The organism is Arsenicicoccus dermatophilus (genome assembly GCF_046267915.1).
In the GTDB taxonomy this organism is placed as follows: domain Bacteria; phylum Actinomycetota; class Actinomycetes; order Actinomycetales; family Dermatophilaceae; genus Arsenicicoccus; species Arsenicicoccus dermatophilus_A.
Window position 1 is genome coordinate 2,136,657 of sequence record NZ_CP176520.1, and the last position, 19,365, is coordinate 2,156,021.

Annotated in this window: 16 protein-coding genes; 1 reads left to right on the forward strand and 15 read right to left on the reverse strand. The window is 73.6% G+C overall.

Features of this window, described 5'->3' with window-relative positions; translation table 11 throughout:
- Window positions 1–17: 17 nt before the first annotated feature.
- Window positions 18–659: a translation initiation factor IF-3 gene (gene infC / locus ACK2IS_RS10285; RefSeq protein ID WP_409483236.1), complete on the reverse strand. Its 642-nt coding sequence runs from the start codon at window positions 657–659 to the stop codon at window positions 18–20.
- Between the two features lie 393 nt (window positions 660–1,052).
- Here infC and ACK2IS_RS10290 point away from each other — a divergent pair, with 393 nt between their 5' ends.
- Window positions 1,053–2,174: an SLC13 family permease gene (locus ACK2IS_RS10290; RefSeq protein ID WP_409483237.1), complete on the forward strand. Its 1,122-nt coding sequence runs from the start codon at window positions 1,053–1,055 to the stop codon at window positions 2,172–2,174.
- Window positions 2,175–2,264: 90 nt separating this feature from the next.
- Here the strand turns inward: ACK2IS_RS10290 and ACK2IS_RS10295 are convergent, their stop codons facing one another.
- From ACK2IS_RS10295 to hisD, 14 genes are all read right to left on the reverse strand, one after another.
- The gene (locus ACK2IS_RS10295; protein ID WP_409483238.1) at window positions 2,265–2,777 is read right to left on the reverse strand and encodes a LysM peptidoglycan-binding domain-containing protein; all 513 of its coding nucleotides are present in this window, start codon (window positions 2,775–2,777) and stop codon (window positions 2,265–2,267) included.
- Window positions 2,778–3,543: 766 nt separating this feature from the next.
- Entirely contained in the window at window positions 3,544–3,759 is a 216-nt protein-coding gene (locus ACK2IS_RS10300; protein WP_409483239.1) for a hypothetical protein, read from the reverse strand.
- A gap of 151 nt (window positions 3,760–3,910) precedes the next feature.
- On the reverse strand, window positions 3,911–5,104 hold the full coding sequence (locus ACK2IS_RS10305) for an MFS transporter (protein WP_409483240.1): 1,194 nt from the start codon (window positions 5,102–5,104) through the stop codon (window positions 3,911–3,913).
- 105 nt (window positions 5,105–5,209) lie between these two features.
- On the reverse strand, window positions 5,210–9,100 hold the full coding sequence (locus tag ACK2IS_RS10310; protein WP_409483241.1) for a S8 family serine peptidase: 3,891 nt from the start codon (window positions 9,098–9,100) through the stop codon (window positions 5,210–5,212).
- A gap of 233 nt (window positions 9,101–9,333) precedes the next feature.
- On the reverse strand, window positions 9,334–11,130 hold the full coding sequence (locus tag ACK2IS_RS10315) for a hypothetical protein (RefSeq protein WP_409483242.1): 1,797 nt from the start codon (window positions 11,128–11,130) through the stop codon (window positions 9,334–9,336).
- A 94-nt stretch (window positions 11,131–11,224) separates the two neighbouring features.
- The gene (locus tag ACK2IS_RS10320; protein WP_409483243.1) at window positions 11,225–11,980 is read right to left on the reverse strand and encodes an SseB family protein; all 756 of its coding nucleotides are present in this window, start codon (window positions 11,978–11,980) and stop codon (window positions 11,225–11,227) included.
- Window positions 11,981–12,024: 44 nt separating this feature from the next.
- Entirely contained in the window at window positions 12,025–12,765 is a 741-nt protein-coding gene (gene priA / locus ACK2IS_RS10325) for a bifunctional 1-(5-phosphoribosyl)-5-((5-phosphoribosylamino)methylideneamino)imidazole-4-carboxamide isomerase/phosphoribosylanthranilate isomerase PriA (protein ID WP_409483244.1), read from the reverse strand.
- Between the two features lie 128 nt (window positions 12,766–12,893).
- Entirely contained in the window at window positions 12,894–14,015 is a 1,122-nt protein-coding gene (locus tag ACK2IS_RS10330) for a thioredoxin domain-containing protein (protein ID WP_409483245.1), read from the reverse strand.
- Between the two features lie 93 nt (window positions 14,016–14,108).
- A complete protein-coding gene (locus ACK2IS_RS10335; RefSeq protein ID WP_409483246.1) occupies window positions 14,109–14,555 on the reverse strand; it encodes a hypothetical protein in 447 nt (148 codons plus the stop codon).
- 357 nt (window positions 14,556–14,912) lie between these two features.
- Window positions 14,913–15,560, reverse strand: coding sequence for an imidazole glycerol phosphate synthase subunit HisH (gene hisH / locus ACK2IS_RS10340; RefSeq protein WP_409483247.1), 648 nt, complete (start codon window positions 15,558–15,560; stop codon window positions 14,913–14,915).
- Complete coding sequence (locus tag ACK2IS_RS10345) at window positions 15,557–16,171, reverse strand: hypothetical protein (protein WP_409483248.1); 615 nt, start codon at window positions 16,169–16,171, stop codon at window positions 15,557–15,559. The genes hisH and ACK2IS_RS10345 overlap by 4 nt, the downstream gene beginning before the upstream one ends.
- 5 nt (window positions 16,172–16,176) lie before the next feature.
- Window positions 16,177–16,791 carry an imidazoleglycerol-phosphate dehydratase HisB gene (hisB, locus tag ACK2IS_RS10350; protein WP_409483249.1) on the reverse strand — a complete coding sequence of 205 codons (615 nt, stop codon included), beginning with the start codon at window positions 16,789–16,791 and terminating at the stop codon, window positions 16,177–16,179.
- Window positions 16,788–17,933 carry a histidinol-phosphate transaminase gene (locus ACK2IS_RS10355; RefSeq protein ID WP_409483250.1) on the reverse strand — a complete coding sequence of 382 codons (1,146 nt, stop codon included), beginning with the start codon at window positions 17,931–17,933 and terminating at the stop codon, window positions 16,788–16,790. Before ACK2IS_RS10355 ends, hisB begins: the two co-directional genes overlap by 4 nt.
- A complete protein-coding gene (gene hisD, locus ACK2IS_RS10360; protein ID WP_409483251.1) occupies window positions 17,930–19,309 on the reverse strand; it encodes a histidinol dehydrogenase in 1,380 nt (459 codons plus the stop codon). The genes ACK2IS_RS10355 and hisD overlap by 4 nt, the downstream gene beginning before the upstream one ends.
- Window positions 19,310–19,365: the final 56 nt, after the last annotated feature.

Consider the following 19,365-nt stretch of genomic DNA (forward strand, 5'->3'; position numbering starts at 1 on the left):
GGGTGGAGGCGGGGGCCTCACTCGACGACCGCGACCTGCGCAGCCGGGGTCTCGGCGTCGGCGACCACACCGTCAGGGGTCTGCGTCACCGGCATGGCGTCGATCTGGTCCGGGCTGTCCGGACCCGCGTCCTCCAGGCCCGGTCGCGCGGCGTCCTCGCGGCGCTTGCGCTGCTCGGCCTTGGCGTCGGCCTTCTTCTTGACGGGCCCCAGGACCATGACCATGTTGCGTCCGTCCTGCTTGGGCGCGGACTCCACGAAGCCGAGCTCGGACACGTCCTCCGCGAGGCGCTGCAGCAGGCGGAAGCCCAGCTCGGGCTTGGACTGCTCGCGCCCGCGGAACATGATCGTCACCTTGACCTTGTCGCCGCCGTTGAGGAAGCGGACGACGTGGCCCTTCTTGGTGCCATAGTCGTGCGGGTCGATCTTGGGGCGGAGCTTGATCTCCTTGATGACCGTGTTGACCTGGTTCTTGCGGGCCTCACGTGCCTTCTGCGCCGCTTCGTACTTGAACTTGCCGAAGTCCATGAGCTTGGCGACGGGAGGCTTGGCCATCGGAGCCACCTCGACCAGGTCGAGATCGGCCTCCGCGGCCAGACGCAGGGCATCCTCCACACGGACGATGCCGACCTGCTCACCGTTAGGTCCAACAAGGCGCACCTCGGGGACCCGGATGCGCTCATTGATACGAGGCTCGCTGATGTGATGCTCCTTCGTCGAACAGGTGGTGGACCGGCCGGAAAAGCGAAGAGGCTCCTCGCAACCTGCGCGAGGAGCCTGCACCACCGGAGGACGTCGCCATCCCGCACAGGGCGGGTGCCGACACCATCGTCCACCATCCGGTCCGGACGGAGACGACGACCGTCGCACGTCGCGACGGGACCTCAGGACCCGACTGCCTGTCGAGCGAGCTCGGTCGGCGGTAGCGGGTGGAAGCAGGGCTTCTCTTGCACGTGACCCCCACGTGGGAGCCACCGGTCAGGGAACGATCCTACCAGCGAAGGGAGCCGGACCCTAATCCCGGTCGGCGACCCCACCTGCCATCCTGGACCGGTGACCCACCTCGTTCCCCTCGGCGCGACCCTCCTGCACGCCGCGACCACGGCTCTGGGCCGGACCTGGGGCGTCCTCGCCTTCCTCACCCTGGTGACCGTGGTCGCCGAGCTGTGCCAGGAGGCCGGGATCTTCGAGCTGGCGGGGCACCACGCGGCCCGCGCCGCCAGAGGCTCGGTGCTCGGGCTGCTCGGCCTGGTCTGCATCCTGGCCGTGGTCACGACCGTCGGCCTGTCCCTGGACACCACGGTGGTGCTGGTGACCCCCGTGGCGCTCGCGCTGGTGGCCGCGCTGGAGCTCCCCCTCGCACCCTTCGCCTACGCCTGCGTCTGGCTGGCCAACAGCGCCAGCCTGCTGCTGCCGATCGCCAACCTCACCGGGCTGCTGGCTCAGGACCGGCTCGGGCTGTCGACCGCCGCCTTCGCCGCCCGGATGTGGGCCCCCCAGCTCGCGGTGCTCGTGATCACCCTCGCGGTCCTGGTGCTGCGTCACCGGGCGTCCCTCACCGGTCGCTACCGGGTGCCGGTGGCGCCCCCGGCCCACGACCGGGTCCTCACCGGCGTCGGAGCCGTCGCCGCAGGCGTCATCGCCGCGGGCACCGTGGCGGGTCTGGCGGCCTGGCAGGCGGCGGCCGTCGCGGCCGGGCTGCTCGTGGTGGCCTTCGGGTGGCGGCGTCCCCACGCCGTGCAGCCGCGCCGGCTCGCGCGGATGGTGCCCTGGGTGACGATCCTGCAGACGACCGCGCTCTTCGTCGCCGTGGAGGCCGCCGGTCCGCTGCTCCGGCCGCTGGTGGCCCCCGCCGTCGGCGGCCACGGCCAGGGACTGCTCCCACTGCTCGGCACGAGCGGTATGGCGGCCCTGGCGGGCAACCTGCTCAACAACCTCCCGGCATACCTGCTGCTCGAGGGTGCGACCCAGGACCGGACGCACCTGCTCGCGGTCCTGGTCGGGGTCGGCGCGGGACCGCAGGTCCTGTTGTGGGGATCGGTCGCCACGCTGCTGTGGCGGGACCGGCTGCGGGCCGCGGGCCATCACGTCGACCCGTGGGAGTTCGCCCGGGAGGGTCTGCTGCTGGTGCCCCTGGCCGTCGGCGCGGGAGCGGCTGCGCTCGCCTGGGCCTGACCCGCGACCGCCGGGCCGCGCCGCAGACCGCCCGGGGACGTGCGCGGGGCGGCCCGCGCCTCGCGGACCGCCCCGGATCACGTCAGCAGCTCACTTGCCCGGGATCGTGAAGACCTGGCCGGGGTAGATCAGGTCGGGGTTGGGGATGTTGTTCGCGCGCGCGATGTCCAGGTAGCTCACGCCATACTTCGCCGCGATGCCGGAGAGGGTGTCGCCGGGCTTCACGGTGTACGTCACGGCGGCGTGCGGCGCCGGTGCGGCCTTGTCAGCAGCAGCCTTGTCGGCGGCGGCCTTCGCGGCGGCGGCCTTGTCAGCAGCAGCCTTGTCGGCGGCGGCCTTCGCGGCGGCGGCCTTGTCAGCAGCAGCCTTGTCGGCGGCAGCCTTGTCCGCCTCGGCCTTGGCGCGGGCGGCCTTCTCCTCGTCGCTCATCGCGGCCTCGGTGGCGGCGGCCTCGTCCTTGCGGGCGGCGTCGAGCTTGGCCTGCGCCTCGGCGGCCTGCTTCTGGGCCTCCTCCGCGTTGTGCTTGGCCTCGGCGGCCTTCTTGTCCGCGCGCTCCTTGTCGTCGGTGGTCAGCGCGTCCTTGATGTTGTCCAGGAAGCCCATGGGCGTCTCCTTCGGGTCTGGTCCCACCACATGGTGGGAGCTGGCGCCCACAGTAGGGAGGCTCTAACCTGATATCGGCACGAAACGGGAGAATTCGGGCACACTGGCCGCGGGTGGACGTGCGGGTGAACTCCACGTGACATCACCGCCACGGATGCCGCGCCGACGCCGACCGCGTGCGCGGGCGCGATGACGCCCGGACCTGCCTCCCCCCGGGAGACCGTGATGACCTCTCGCGCGACCGGATCCCCTTCGTGGCGACGCCCGCAGGCGCCGAAGGCCCCGCTCCTCTCCCCCGCCCACGTCGAGCCGCGGCCGCTCGGACGCCGGCCAGATCCCGTGCAAGGGGGTTCTGGGGATGTCGGCGCGGGTCGCCGCCGGTCTCCGTGACCGGTTGGCTGCGGTCGCGCACCGCCACTGCAGCACCACCCCTGCGACCGGTGGTCATGGCGGTTCGTACGCCCGAAGACCGTCAGGCGATCGACACCAGGCACCGAGCTCGCGATCCCACGGCAAGCACTTGCGCACGCCGGTCGCGGCACGACAGGACGACGCGGACGAGGTGGCGTGCGCTGGAGGCGGGGAAGCCGGGGCGCCCCGATCAGCATCCGCGAAGGGGACGAGCCCGACCACCCCGTCGCCGACGACCAGCGACGCCGGCCTTCCCCGCGATCCGACCCCGTCGGGATCCCCGCGGCGGACCATGTGCCGGCGGCCCAGGCGAAGGTGATCCCCCTGCGGTCAGCGGCAGCGTCGGGCAACCCACCTACCGTTGCGCCGCTGCTGCCTCGGTGTGTCGACGACCGTACTCGACGATCGGGAGCGTCAGCAGGAAACCGCCGAGGAGCAGTGCACCGACCGACCCCACCTGGATGCCGTGCAGTCCGAAGCCCCAGAAGGCCGCCACCATGAGCTGCAGCCCGCAGAACATCGTGAGCGCCCGGGTCACCCGCCCGAAGCAACGCATGCGATTCTCCTCCATGTCTGCGAGCCTCCTCCCCCAGGCCGATGTCCATTCGGCGACCGGTCAGGGCGCTCACGTCCGACCTGAGCGACGGTCCCGGTCAGCACCCCTCATCGCGAGATCCCGGGGACACCGGTCCCCCCCGACGATCGGCGCCCCGGCGTGCTGGTCAGGCCGCCGCCCGCCCGGACGCGGAGCGGGCCCGGCGCCCACGGACCGCCAGCGAGCCCAGCACGGCGACGGCCAGGCTCAGCAGCCCCACCGTCAGGAAGCCTGCCCCCGGACCGGTCCGGTCCATGACCAGCCCGGCGAGCGGGGCACCCAGCGCGGAGCCGAGCGTCATCGCCGAGCCGTGCCAGCCCATCGCCTCACCCAGAGCCTGGCCGGGGACCCCCTCGGCCAGTCCGTGCGAGGACGCCGTGATGGTGGGCGCGCACAGCAGCCCGGCCGCAGTGACCAGGACCGCCAGGGACAGGACCCCCGTCGCCCAGGCGGCCGGGATGGTGACCAGCGCCAGGGCGCCCAGCATCCGCAGCACCGGGACCGTGCGCTGGAGGCCGCCGTACACCAGCCCGCCGACCAGGGACCCCAGCCCCCACGACGCCATCACCCAGCCCGTGGCGGGGGTCTGCCCCCAGGAGCGCAGCATGGCGACGATGGCGACGTCGGTGCCCGACAGGGTCATGGTGGCCGCCGAGGACGCCAGGAGGATCACCACGAACCTCGGGGTGAACCACTGCCGTCGCGGCACGTGTCCCTGCCCGGTCGCCTCCTCGTCCACGAGGGGCGGGTTCCAGACCATCAGGGCCACCACGGCGAGCAGGCAGGACCACTGCAGGCCCAGGACGGTCCACCGGGTCGACCGCGTGGTCGCCAGCCAGGTGCCGACCACCGGGCCCACCATGAAGGCCAGCTCCACCAGCACCGCGTCGAGCGCCAGCGCCGTCTGCCGCAGCTCCCGCGGGGTCGTCGCGACGATGCCCTGGCGCACGATGGAGAAGACGGGCACCTGGAACAACCCGGCGAGCACGGCGAGGACGAGCAGGGCCCAGTACCCCACGAACGGAGCCACGGACCAGCACACGGCGCCCACGGCCACGCACGGCAGCAGGGTGCGGCGCAGACCCCTGGTGTCGAGCATGCGGCCGCGGACCGGCGAGCTCATCGCCCCCGCCAGGGTGGTCGCCGTGGTGAGCAGACCCGCCTGGAACCACGAGACGTGCAGCGTCAGGACGGCGTGGAAGGTCAGCGCCAGACCGGCCGCGAAGATCGGCAGCCGGACGAGGGTGCCGACCACCGTCACGTCACGGGTGGCAGGGATCGCGAGGACCTCGCGATAGCGGTGGACGGCAGCGGAGAGCACCTGACCAGGATGCCAGCCGGGTCCGACATACCCCCGATCGGTCCTCCTCGCCGCGCAGCAGGGCGGGCCGCTCCCGAGGAACGACCCGCCCCGCGGACGTGCTGATCAGCCCAGGGTGATGTCCATGTCGTCGACGACGAAGCTGGTCTGCGCCTTGGCGTCCTCGAAGACGAGCAGCCGCAGCGTGACGGTTTTGCCGGCATAGGCCGACAGGTCCACCGTGCGCTTCACATAGCCCGAGGTCTTGTCGCGGTTGGTCAGGGTGTCGACCGTCTTGGTAGCTCCGCCCGAGACCACCTGGAGTCGCAGGTTGTCATACGCGGCGACCGTGGACCGCTCGGCGGTGTCCACCGCGATCCAGTAGGTCAGCGTCGCCTTCCTGCCGGCGGGAAGCGTGATCTGCTGCTGCACGAACTCGCTGGTGGGGTACCCGTGGCCGCCGAGCCAGAGCTTCCAGCGCCCGCTGCGCGCCGGACGGCCCGCGTTGTCGGTGATCGGACCGCGCGAACCGGTCCACCCCTGACGGCCGGCCTCGAAGCCGCCGTTGACCAGCACGCCACCGGGCCGCGGGGTCGTGGTCGGCGTCGGGGTGGCCGTGGGCGTCGCCGTCGGGGTAGCCGTCGGGGTAGCCGTAGGCGTCGCCGTCGGGGTAGCCGTCGGGGTAGCCGTAGGCGTCGCCGTCGGGGTGGGCGTGGGCGTCGCCGTCGCGGTGGGCGTCGCCGTCGCGGTGGGCGTGGGCGTGGGCGTGGGCGTGGGCGAAACCGTAGGCGTCGGGGCAGCCGTGGCCGTCATCGTCGGTGACGGTGACGGTGACGCCGTCGGGGTAGCGGTCGCCGTGGGCGCGGGGGCGGGACTGGGTGCGCTGGGGGCCGCCGTCACTGCGGTGTCGTCGATCACGAAGGTCGTCGGCAGCGGCTTGTCCTGCGTAGAGGTGAAGCGCAGCGCGACCGACTTGCCCTTCTGGGAGGACAGGTCGGCGGAGACCTGGATCCAGCCCTTCTTCTGGTCGACATTGGACAGGGTTCCCATGGTCGCGACGACCGTGCCGGCGGAGTCGACCACCTCCGCCTTGAGGGTGTCGTACGCCCGCGCCGCGCCATCGGTCGAGGTCACGTCGATCCACGCCCAGGCCTTGGGTGCGGTGGCCGACGCCGGGACGGTGACCGCGGCGGAGGTCAGCGTCTGACCGCCGGCGTTCAGGGTGGCGGCCTTGGTGCCCTCGTGGGTCTTCGCGCCTGCCCCGATCGTGGACGTGCTGCCGGTCCAGCCGGTCACCCCCTGCTCGAAGCCGGGGTTGGTCAGCAGGTTGTCCGCGGTCGCCCAGCCGACGTCGAGGGTGAAGGTCTGGCGTGCCTCACCGCCCTTGCCATCAGCAGCGACGACGGTGACCTGGTAGGACCCCGCGGCCGTCGCCGACCCGCTGATCAGACCGGTGCGCGCGTCGATGGACAGGCCCGCAGGCAGACCGGTCGCGGAGTAGCTGATCGCGTCACCGTCGGCGTCCGTGGCCGTGGCCTGGATCGAGGCCGGGGCGCCCGGGGCGACGGCCTGCCGACCGATCGCCGCCAGCACCGGGTTGTGGTTGGCGGTGCCGCCGTCACCGACGCCACCGCTCATGACCAGGGCGAAGGGCTGGGGACCCTGCGGGACGTTGTGACCGACGGCCTTGACCTTCCAGGTGCCCGCCTCGGGCGCCTGGACGTAGACGTTCTCCACGTTGTTCTTGCGGTCGGCCGAGCCGTCCGCCTGGCTCCACCCACCGGAGAAGACGTTGCCCCGGTAGGTCTTGCCGCTGGGCGAGGTCACCTCGAGGTCGAGGTCGTTGACCAAGGTGGTGGCCGCCGCGGCTGCGGCGGGCGCGTCGGTCCACACCATCGACACCTTGAAGGGTGCGCCGGCGGTTACCGACACGCTCTGCTCGGCAGAGGTCCCGGTGGTCAGGCCCGCCCCCTCGTCGGCGTACCGCGCCGTGCCGGCCGTGGCCGCGTCGAGGTCGACCCGGCCCCAGCCCTCGTGGATGTTGGGGATCGGCAGCTTGTTGTCGTTGCTGCCGTTCTCGTCCTCGTCGAGCATGTCGTGCGCGGAGTTGATCAGCGTGGCCTTGACCAGTGCCGCCGAAGCGTCGATGCCCCACTTCTTGTGGTAGAAGTCGCGCACCACCGCGGCCCCGCTGGCCGCGAGCGGGTTCGACATCGAGGTGCCGGACAGGTACTTGTAGGAGCTGTCGTACGGGAAGCCGTAGCCGTCGTGCTGGTACTCGCCGCCCTTGGGGTTGGGGCCCGAGGAGTAGCCCTGCTGGAACAACGGTGAGTAGCCCGACAGGATCCACGAGCCGGGGGCGACGACGTCCGGCTTGATGCGGCCGTCGTCCGTCGGGCCGCGGCCCGAGAAGGCCCCCATCTGCTCGGCGTTCCCGGCCTGACGCTGGTCCTTGACGGGCGCCGCCGGGTAGGAGTCCGGCCACCAGGCCCCCCAGGTCGGCGGCTTCTGCTCGCCGTTGATGGAGGCGCAGGTGGCGCCGATCGTGGACTTCTCCTTGGTCGACTGGGCGTCGTAGGTCAACGACCGGTCGCAGGGGAAGCTGGTGCGCGAGCTCTCCGAGGCACCGACCGACAGGACGTTCTTGGCGGTGGCGGGTGCGCCCACGGAGTCCGGGTCGATGACCCCGTCCTTGTCGGCGTCCTTGCCGCTGTTGCCCGCGGAGAAGGTCACCAGCATGTCGCGGTGCTTGCTGGTCCAGGTGTCGACCTCGACCGACTGGTCGTTGTACTCCCCCAGCTTGGCCGAGCCCCAGGAGTTGGAGTGGATCCGGGCGCCCTTGTCGTAGGCCGCCTGGAAGAGCTCGCCGATGTCCTCCGGGATGCCGGTGAGCAGGTAGCCGGACTTGGTCACCAGGGCGCAGTTGCCCTCGGTGTTGGTCCAGTTCTCGACGGCCTGGAAGACCAGGTGCACGGCCGGCGCCGGGGCCTTGCCCACGCCGGACGCGTCGCCACCGCCGGAGACCGAGATCGCCGTGTGGGTGCCGTGGCCGGAGGCGACGTCGCGGGGCCCGTCGTTCTCCGGGGTCATGCAGCCGGGACGCGTCGGGCTGGGGTAGTCCAGGATCGCGGTGATCCGCGAGGGGGCCAGGTCCTTGAACGCGGTGGCCGCCTCACCGGTCCCCAGACCGGTGTCGGCGACCGCGGCGGTCTGCGAGGAGCCGTCGTAGCCGCGGCCGTTGGCGACCTTGGCCTTCATGTCATCCCCGCCGCCCTTGTCGTTGGCGACCAGCGCCGAAGAGGTGTGCCGGGACGCCACGCCGGGGGTGCCCGCCGGCTGCTGGGCCAGCACCTGCGACGTCGGCAGCTCCCACACGGTCAGGTCCGCCACCTCGTCGCGCTGGGCGATGGCCCGCAGCTGGGCGGCGGTGGCGGCGACGGTGAGCACCCGGCCCTTGCCGGTGACCACGGCTCCGGTCTTCGCCACGGCGGCGCGACCGGCGGCGGGCGTGATGTCGGGGTCGATCGTCACGGTGTAGAGGGTGGGGCGGCCCGCGTCGAGGGCCGCCCGCACGTCCTTGGCCAGCCGCCACTGCGGCGACATACGCTCGACGCCCACCACACCAGGCAGTCCGCGCACGGTCTCGACCCGGTCGGCCGCCAGACGGACCTTGAAGGCGAAGTCGGGCAGGTAGCCGACCACGCGGGCGCCGGCGGACTCGAGGGCGCCCCGGGCCGCGGGCGTCACCGGGCCGGACAGCTGGACGACGTAGGCGCCCTTCTCCCCTGCGGCGAGCGGGCGCGGGGCGAGACCGGCGGCGACGGACCGCGACTGGCCGACGACGACGTCACCGCCGCGCAGGTGCAGGACCGGGCGGGCGTCCTGGGCGGTCCGGGGCTGGACGGGGGCCGCCGTGGCGGTCGGTGTCACGGCGCCGGCGGGCAGCCCGAAGGCGGCTCCTGCGACGGCGACGGCCGCCGTGCCCACGAGGGCACGGCGAGAGGGGATGGCAGGCATGAGGTCCTCGAGCGGGGGATGGCCGTGGCGACCGGACGATGTCCCCCGGACAGGGGGACGGTCGAAACGTAGGCCGGTGGATCTGCCCTGGTCAAGGCATCCGCGTGTCCCGGCGTGGCGTGAATCGTCATGGCATCGGAGGGTGCTCGCACAGGCACCCAGCGTCCATGCACTATGACTCCGCGTACATCATTTGACACCCTGAGTGTCCCCGCCGAGGCCCGACGCCCCGGTCAACCTCCGAGGTGCCCCACGACGAAGGCGATGCTGCGGGAGCGGGCGTACGGCGTGAGGACCGCGTGGTCGACCAGGTGGTCACGCTCCACGGACATCGTGACCCCTCGGGCCCGCAGCCGGCGCCAGGCCACGTCACCCCCCCGCTCGTCGTACATCGTCGCGTCCACGTCCCCCATCAGCAGGTGCAGCTGCGCGCCGCCCGACGTGGACTGCCGCACCGATTCCTCGACGCTCTGCACGAGCCCTCCGGCGGCGAGCACACGGCGCAGGACCTGCGAGGAGCGCGCCCGCGCCCGCGCCGAGCCGGCGAGCCGGGAGACCAGCGGCCGGCCGGGGTCCTCCGCACCGGTCGCCTCCTCGTCGATCATCGGGCCGGCACCAGGGAGGGTGTCCGGCGCGATCAGGTCGGCATCGTTCGTCCATGCCCCGTGACTGACCGACACGATCGACCGGCAGGGGATTCGGCACGCCACCCCCATGGCGATCCAGGACCCGCTGCACATGCCCCCGACGTCCGGGACCAGACCGAACTGCGCGGCGGCCCACCGCGCCACGGCGGTGTACTGATCCACCGCACGCGGGTCGTGCGGGGACGGGTCCCGAGGATCGTCGACGAGCACCAGCTCGCCATACCCCTTGATGTCGACGCGCACCGTCGTCACGCCCCGCAGGGCCAGCTCCCGGGCCAGTCGCGCCCACACCCCGCCCGCCCCCGAGTGGGGCTCGGTCGAGCTCGTGGCCCAGACCAGGACCCGCCGGGGCTCCCCCACGGCGTGGGTGACGACGGCGGGCAGCCCGCACACGGACACGAGCTCGTCCTCGACGTCGACGCCGTCGGCCGTCATCACCACCGCGCGCCTCCGCAGCTCGGGCGGCACCACCTCCCGCGTCTCGACCGCACGCCCGGCCAGGTGCTCGGCGACGGCGTCGGCGACGTCCAGCCGCGCGACGGTGAACAGGCTCGGGCGATCGAGCTGCACGGTAAGGCCCTCCGCGGACCAGGTGTGCCCATCGGCCGCGGCGAGGAAGGTGCGCGTGGGCCTGTCGGCCGGCGCGTCGGGACCGGCGACGACGACCACGTCCTCGGCCAGCCCGTCGGACCAGCAACGGGCGAGGTCCACGGCGGCCCAGTCCGCCACCTCCGCCGCGTCGAAGGCCACGCCCGGGAGGGCGACCGATCCCGGGGCGCCCAGAGGATCGACCTCCGGCACGCCCTCCGACTGCGCGGACACCCGAAGCAACGCGGCCCGCGACCGCAGGTAGGTGCGTCCGCGACCGACGGGCGCCACGAGGACCAGGCAGGACAGGCTCCGACCCGCCTCCCCCACGGCCTGCGCCACCAGCGCCCCGGAGACGCCGACGGCGACGACGGAGGGAGGACAGCCCGGCACGACCTGCGCCAGCAGGTCGAGGGCGGCCAGGATCTCCTGGCGCCACCGCGTCGGAGCCGGCGGTGCGCCGGCCGCCGGGGTCGCGGAGGCGGACGCCCCCGACCACCCGATGCGGGCCACGACGAAGCCCGCCCGGACGAGCCGGGCGGCCTGGGCCATTGCGAACCGATGGGTGACCAGCTCCTCCATGCCGGCGGGCAGCAGGATCAGGACCGCGCCTCGGGCCCGGCCGTCGGACGGGCGGTGCAGACGCGTGAGGACGGCCCGGCCCCCGACGTCCAGCCAGGTGGCCGAGGTCTCCCCGGGCATACCCTCGCTGCCGTGCACCCACGGGACCGGTGCCGACGTCGACGCGGCGATCGCCGCTGCCATGTCCGCCCCCGGCTCGATGACCTTGTCCACGCCGTCCCTCCTCGTCGGTCCGCGCAACTCTAGCGGGCACGGACCCGCAGCGCGTGCGGACGCCGGAGGGCGCCACCCGCCTGCCCGCCCGGCGTCAGGCCGTGGGCGGGACGTAGGGGACCAGGGTGAAGGTGAGCCCGTCCAGTCGCGTCCGCAGCTCGACGTCCCGCGCCAGGAGCGCACCGAGTCGACCGAGCACCGCGTCGAGCTCCGGCGCGGGCAGCCCCGGGTCCAGGACGACCTCGACACGCAGCGCCCCGGACGGAGCCAGGCCCGCGGCCCGGACCTCGTGCAACCGGGCGGAGCCCACCTCGTCCCGGGCCCGTCCCAGGGCAGCGAGGACCGTCGGGTCCTCGGCCGCGGGCACCCACTCCCGCGACTGCGCGAGCGCATAGACCATGGAGGCCCGCAGCACCCTGCCCCGGTCGTCGCCCAGGTCCAGCAGGATGGCCTCGCACCCCTCCTGGACCGCCGCCTGCGCCAGCGTCACCGCGGTGACCGGGACCGGGCGGGCCGAGGAGTCCCAGGCCGCGAGCGTCCGCAGGCTCGAGAACGCCGGCAACGCCCGCTGTCCGTCCGGTCCGGTCAGCACCACCGTCGCCATCTCCGCGACCGAGTCGGTGCCCACCTCGGCCGACTCCCCGGGCGCGGCAACCACCGGTACGAAGGTCCTGGCCCCCGCGACGGCGCGCACCAGGGCGCGCTCGTGCGTCTCGTCCGTCGCCAGCGCCGCCGCCAGGGCGGGGTCGACGGCCCCGGTGTCCCGGGAGAAGGGATTGGGGGCGAGGTCACGGCCGTGCCAGGGCACGCCGCCGCTGTCGTGGCCGTGGGCGGCGTCGTGGCCTGCCATGCGGCGCTGGATCCGAGGATCGATCGGTCGGTCCGACATGACGGTCAGGCCGGACGGCCCGCGACCTCGAGGGCCTCGGGAAGGGTGAAGGCGCCGCGGTAGAGAGCCGACCCGACGATGGCTCCCTCGACACCCTCGGGCACGAGCCCGCGGATCGCGCGCACGTCCTCCAGGGTCGACACGCCGCCGGAGGCGACCACGGGTCGGTCGGTGCGGGCGCACACCTCGCGCAGGAGGTCGACGTTGGCGCCGGACATCATGCCGTCCCGGTGGACGTCGGTCACGACGTACCGGGCACAGCCCTCGGCGTCCAGGCGGGCCAGCGTCTCCCACAGGTCGCCGCCCTCCTGGGTCCACCCGCGAGCGGCGAGCGTGGTGCCCCGGACGTCGAGCCCCACCGCCACCCGGTCGCCGAGCTCGGCGATGGTCCGGCGAGTCCACCCGGGGTCCTCCAGCGCCGCGGTGCCGATGTTGACGCGTCGACACCCCGTGGCCAGGGCCCGTGCCAGGGACTCCTGGTCCCGGATGCCGCCGCTCAGCTCCACCTTCAGGTCCAGCCGGCCGACGATCTCACGCAGCAGCTCGTGGTTGGAGCCCCGCCCGAAGGCCGCGTCCAGGTCGACCAGGTGCAGCCACTCGGCCCCTTGCTCCTGCCAGGTGCGGGCGGCCTCCCACGGGTCGCCGAACTCACCCCCCGACCCGGCCACCCCCTGCACCAGCTGGACGGCGCGACCGTCCACGACGTCAACGGCGGGCAGGAGCTCGAGGCGCGGTGCGTCAGTCACGCCCCGACGCTATCGCGGCCACGGCCCCGGTATGGCGTCGCGCCCGGCCGCCGGACGCGGACCGCCGCGGCGAGGGCGCGTCCCGGTGCGGGACGGCTCTCGCCGCGGCAGTCGTGGAGCGGAACCGGTCAGCGTCCGACGTTGGCGTCGATCCAGGTGCGCATCTGGGCCTCGTCGGAGTGCCCGGCGAGGGACTCGCCGACGAACTTCCCGTCCTTCAGCACGGTCATGCTGGGCATGCCCTTCATGGGGATGCCCAGCTTGGCGAGACCGGCCGTCCCCAGCTTCTCCAGGTCGACGTTGGCCAGGGTCCACCGGCCCGCGTCCTTGGCCACCATCGCGGCGGCCATCTTGCCGTTCTCACCGGACAGCCGGGGCAGCTGGGCGTCGAGGTGGACCCGGACGACCACCGGGCGCTGCTTGGACAGCTCCAGGACGGCCTTCCACTCCTCCTCGCTGGCCACGGTGACGACTGCGCCGCCCGGAGCCGGGGTGGTGCTCGTCGGCTCGGGAGCCGGCGTGGTGGTTCCCGTCGGCTGCGGGGCCGGGGTGGTGTCCGTCGGCTGCGGCTTCGTGGGCAGGGGACCCGGCGTGGTCTGGGTAGGCACCGGACGCGTCGGCTCGGGGGCCGGGGTGGTGTCCGTCGGCTGCGGCTTCGTGGGCAGGGGACCCGGCGTGGTCTGGGTGGGTGCCGGAGTCTGGGTGGGTGCCGGGGTCGAGGTCGGGGCGCCGGTGGGGGCGGGCGTGACCGGGCCGTAGGCCTTGACCACGCTGTCGATCCAGGTACGGGTGGTGCTCTCGCCGCCCCACCCGATCATGCGCTTCGGGTTGGTCATCTCGGCGCCTCGACCGTACGCGATGGCCGTGGGCAGGCCGGTGATGCCGGTGAACATCTGCTTGCCGGCACCGCCGTCCTTGTCCCGGTCCATGATGGCCAGGACCCAGGAGCCGCCGTCCTTGGCGTTCATGGCCCGGATGACGGGGTCGAGCTGCTTGCAGGCACCGCACCAGGACGGAGCGGTGACCAGGAACACCACAGGGCGGGTGTCGCCCATCTTCTTGACGGCCTCGAGGTTGCTCATGGTGACCTCGACGACGGAGGACTCGGCCGAGACGGTCGCAAAGACCGAGGTCGTGCGGATGGGGGCGGAGGTGGCGGCGGTGGCGACACCGGACAGGCCGGTGCTGCCGAGGCCTGCCACCAGGGCGCCCGCGGTGAGCACACGGGCAGTCGTGCGGGACAGCTTCATGTCGGTTTCCTTCTGGGATCGAGCGGACACCGCGACGAGAGCGGCGTCTTGCCTGGGGGGTAGGGCAAGTAGTCGGGGATGGACGGCTGCCGGTCAGGGGCACATGTGGCGCCGGGAGGCAGCCACGATGCGCGCGGCCACGGCCTCGGCGCCGGGGGTCTTGTCCGCCTCCAGCTCGCCGCGGACGGCGCGGAGCAGGTCGGGCGCAGGCAGCCCCGCCAGGCGGGCCGCACAGGCGGCTTTCAGGCTCTTGGCGACGGACGCGGGCTTGAGCGAGGCCCCGCCCGGGCCCCTGCGCACCTCGGCGACGGCGTCGTCGACGGCGCTGGCCTTGGGCACGAAGGTGTCCGCGGCCGCCGGGGCGGCCGAGGACGGTGCTGCCGGCTGGGTGGCGGACGCGGCGTCCGTGGCCGCCGGGGCAACCGTCGCCTGCGAGGTGCCCGCGGCGCTGCTGGTGGTCGTGCTCGCCTCGCCGCCGGAGCAGCCGGCGAGGAGGATGGCCAGGGTCAGGGGGATGCACCAGCGGATCGGCGCGGTCATGTCCACCTCCGGGAGGGGTCGTCGTCGTGGCCGACCCTAGTCATCCCTCGAACAGCGCAACAGACCTGGGCGAGACGAATTCGTTACCAGCCACGAGGTTCGCCCGTTCGGAAAGCCGAAGACACGAAGGGTCACGGGCCATCCGGCAGTCTGCGACGCCTCGGGGCGGGTCAAGCACGCTCGGTGATGCCCAGTCCTCGGCCTGCCCCGTCGGACCGGGTCCAGGGGGGGGCGGGCCGGTGGCTGAGCCCTGGTGCAGGCCTCCGGGCATCACCGCGGTCAGCGGGAGGCACCGGTCGCGCAGACGCCGACCCAGGCCTCGTCGTCGGGGCCGAGGGGCCGCCGCACGACCGGTCCTCAGCGCAACGAGCGCACCCAGTTCTCCACGAGATGGAGCCCGGCCTCGCCGGACTTCTCCGGGTGGAACTGGGTGGCGGACAGCGGCCCGTTCTCCACCGCGGCGACGAAGGGCACCCCGTGCTCGGCCCAGGTGACCTTGGGGGTCACCACCTCGAAGGGCCCGTGCGGCTGCAGGACCCAGTGGCGGACGGCGTACGAGTGGACGAAGTAGAAGCGCTCGTCCGCCACCCCGGCGAGCAGCGAGGTGTCGGCGGGCGCCTGCACCCGGGACCACCCCATGTGCGGGACGACCGCCGCCGGCAGGCGCTCGACCGTGCCGGGCCACTGGTCGAGCCCAGGGACGGCGCCCTGGGACGACGGCTCCGTCGAGGCCTCGAACATCGCCTGCATGCCGACACAGATGCCCAGCACCGGGCGGGCCCCGGCCAGGCGGATGTCGATCAGCCGGTGCCCGTCCACCGCCCGCAGCCCCCGCAGGCAGGCGTGGAAGTTGCCGACCCCCGGCACGAGCAGTCCGTCCGCCTCGAGCACCCGGCGCTCGTCGGCCGTCAGCGTCACCCGCGCGCCGACCCGCTCCAGGGCTCGCACCGCCGAGCGGACGTTGCCGCTGCCGTGATCGAGCACCACCACGTCCGGCGCCTTCACAGCCCCTCCTCCACCTCGGTGGCGAGCCGCTGCTCGTCCGCCACCAGCTTGTCGAATCCCGCCACGGAGGCGTCCGCGGGGGCCACCAGCTCCGCGTGCGGCAGCGTCGCCCCGGAGGCGCCGCCGAGGACCTCGGCGTGCGGCAGACCGAGGAGCAGGCACAGGTCGCAGAGCATCTCCTCAGCCGTTCCCCCGGGGTCGGCCAGCAGGTCGCGGATCGCGCCGGGGGCTCCCCCGTTGCGCCGGAACCCGGTCACGGCGGCCAGGTCGGACGGGCGAGCCAGCGGTATGCCGGGGACCGCCGCGGCCCCCGAGCCAGGGGTCCACTGCAACCACAGCTCGCCGCCGCGCAGCCGCCGGCGCCAGCAGGTGATGACGGCCCGGCCGTCGTGCAGCCACAGCCCGATCGCCGGGCGCAGGGTGAGTGGCAGGGGGTGGGCGGCCAGCATGGTGACGCCGTCGGTGTAGGGGGCCATGGTCCGGCTGTCCCCCGCCGGGACCAGGGCCGTCCACGGGCGGCCGGGCGCGACGTAGACCGGCAGCGTCCCGCGGCGCACCCAGCGCAGCACCCGGTCGCGGCGACCCCGCACGAGCAGCAGCCCCCGATCCATGGCGGTCAGAGCGCTCCCTTGGCGCTGGGGACGCCCTGGACGCGGGGGTCGATCTTGCAGGCGAGGCGCAGGGCCCGGGCGAAGGCCTTGATCTGCGCCTCGACCAGGTGGTGCGGGTCGCGACCGGACAGGACCCGCACGTGCACGGCGATGTGGGCGTTGTGCGCGATCGACTCGAAGACGTGTCGCGTGAGCGACCCGACGTACTGCCCCCCGATGACGACGTAGGCCTGGCCCTCGGGCTCGCCCTCGTGGACGACGTAGGCCCGGCCCGCGACGTCGACCACGGCCTGGGCGAGGGCCTCGTCGAGCGGGACCAGGGCGTCGCCGAAGCGGGAGATCCCGCGCTTGTCGCCGAGGGCCTGCTCGAGCGCCTGCCCGAGGCAGATGGCGACGTCCTCGACGGTGTGGTGGGCGTCCACGTCGGTGTCGCCGTCCGCCTGGACCGTGAGGTCCATCAGCGCGTGCTTGGCGAAGGACTCGAGCATGTGGTCGTAGAACCGGACGCCCGTGGACACCTGGGCCTGGCCCGTGCCGTCCAGGTCGAGGGTGAGCTCGATGCGGGACTCGGACGTGGCGCGGGAGACCGTGGCGGTGCGGTGGGTCGGCCGGTCGGTCATCGAGGCTCCAGTCGGTGGGTCGGGGCGAGGTCGCGCAGGGCGGCGAGGAAGCGGTCGGTCTCGGCGGGCGTCCCCGCCGTCACCCGAAGATAGTGGGGGATTCCCACGTCACGGACCAGGACACCCTGGTCGAGCAGGGCCTGCCACAACGTGGGCGAGTCGGCGACCCCGCCGAAGAAGACGAAGTTGGCGTCGCTGGCCACCGGGCTCAGGCCGAGGGTCGACAGCTCGGTGACGATGCGGTCGCGCTGGTCCTTGATCGCCTCGACGGTGGCGAGCATGAGGTCGGCGTGGTCGAGCGCGGCGACCGCGACGGCCTGGGTGACCGCTGACAGGTGGTAGGGCATCCGCACCAGCCGCAGCGCGTCCACCAGGGCGGGGTCGGCCGCGAGGTAGCCGAGGCGGCCGCCGGCGAGGGCGAAGGCCTTGCTCAGGGTGCGGGTGACCACGAGCCGGGGGCGCCCGGCGAGCAGCGTGAGCGCGGACGGCGTGCCGGGACGGGCGAACTCGGCATAGGCCTCGTCCACGACCACCACCGCGTGCGGCGCGGCGTCGTGGACCGCCTCCACCAGGTCGAGCGACAGCGCCGTGCCCGTGGGGTTGTTGGGCGAGCAGAGGAACACCAGGTGCGGGTCCTGCTCCTGCACCTGGGCGACCGCGGACTCGACGGACAGGTCGAAGCGGTGCGCCTCGTCGTGGAAGCCCTCGCCGCGGTAGCCGTGCACGAAGGTCGTGCCTGTCGTCTCGGTGATGATCGGGTGCATGGAGTAGGCCGGGGTGAAGCCCAGCGCCCGCCGCGTCACCCCGCCGAAGGCCTGGACCAGGTGCAGCAGCACCTCGTTGGAGCCGTTGCCGGCCCACACCTGATCGGGGGCGATGTCGACCCCGCCGGTGCGGGTGAGATAGCCCGCGAGCCGGTCGCGCAGCTGCGTGAACTCTCGGTCGGGATAGCGGTTGAGGTCGGGGGCGACCGCGGCCACGGCCTCGGTCATCGCCGTCACCACGACCGCCGGCAGCGGGTATGACGACTCGTTGGTGTTGAGCTGGACGGGGACGTCCAGCTGGGGAGCGCCGTAGGCCGTCCGGCCGCGCAGGTCCGGCCGCAGCAGCGCCTCGACCTGGACGGACGCCGGGGTGGTCATGCCCGCTCCCCCGCCGGCGTCGTGGCGGGCTCGGGCACCTCGTCGCCGAAGCGCGCGGTGATCGCCTGGCCGTGGCCGGGCAGGTCCTCGGACTGCGCGAGGGCCACCACGTGGTGGGCGACCTCGCGCAGCGCGTCCTGGGAGTAGTCCACGACGTGGATCCCGCGCAGGAAGGACTGCACCGACAGCCCGCTCGCGTAGGCCGCCGAGCCGCCGGTGGGCAGCACGTGGTTGGACCCGGCGGCGTAGTCGCCCAGCGAGACCGGGGTGTGGGAGCCGACGAAGACGGCCCCGGCGTTGCGGACCCGCGCGGCCACGGCGGCGGCGTCGCGGGTCTGGATCTCCAGGTGCTCGGCGGCGTAGGCGTCCACCACCCGCAGCCCGGTGTCCAGGTCGTCGACGAGCACGATCCCGGACTGGCTGCCGGTGAGGGCCGTGCGGACCCGCTCGGCGTGCTTGGTGGCGGGCACCCGTCGCTCGACGGCCGCGACCACCTGCCGGGCGAGCTCCGGGGAGTCGGTGACCAGCACGGAGCCCGCGAGCGGGTCGTGCTCGGCCTGGCTGATCAGGTCGGCGGCGACGTGCTCGGGGTCGGCGGAGTCGTCGGCGAGGACGGCGATCTCGGTCGGGCCGGCCTCCGCGTCGATGCCGATGACCCCCTGGAGCAGCCGCTTGGCGGACGCGACGTAGACGTTGCCGGGGCCGGTCACCAGGGCGGCGGGCTCGACGGCCTCGGTGCCCAGCTCCTCGTCGGCGGCCGCGCCGTAGGCGAACATCGCGACGGCCTGGGCGCCGCCGACGGCATACACCTCCTGGACGCCGAGCAGGTGGCAGGCCGCGAGGACGGTGGGGTGCGGCAGCCCCGCGAAGGGGCCGATCCCCTCGCGCTGCGGCGGGCTCGCGACGGCGAGGGAGCCGACGCCGGCCTCCTGGGCGGGCACGACGTTCATCACCACGGACGAGGGGTAGACGGCCAGTCCGCCGGGGACGTAGAGCCCCACCCGCTCGACGGGCACCCACCGCTCGGTCACGGTGCCGCCCGGGACGACCTGGACCGTCACGTCCTGCCGCCGCTGGGCCCGGTGGACCAGGCGGGCGCGTTCGATGGCGACCTCCAGGGCGCGGCGCACGTCGGCGTCGAGCTGCTCGGCCGCGAGCGCCAGCAGCTCGGTCGGCACCCGCAGGCTCGGCGGTCGCACCCCGTCGAGGCGTTCCCCCAGCTCCAGCAGCGCCGCAGCACCGCGATGCCGCACGTCCTCGCAGATCGGGCGCACCACGTCCAGGGCAGCCTCCACGTCCAGCGCGGCCCGGGGCAGGGTCTCGCGCAGGGCACGGGCGCTCAGCTCACGCCCCCGCAGGTCCTCGATCGACAGCATGGGCGAAGTCTAGGTCGGACCACCGACAGGCCAGCGGGTCGTCTCAGCGGCGTCCG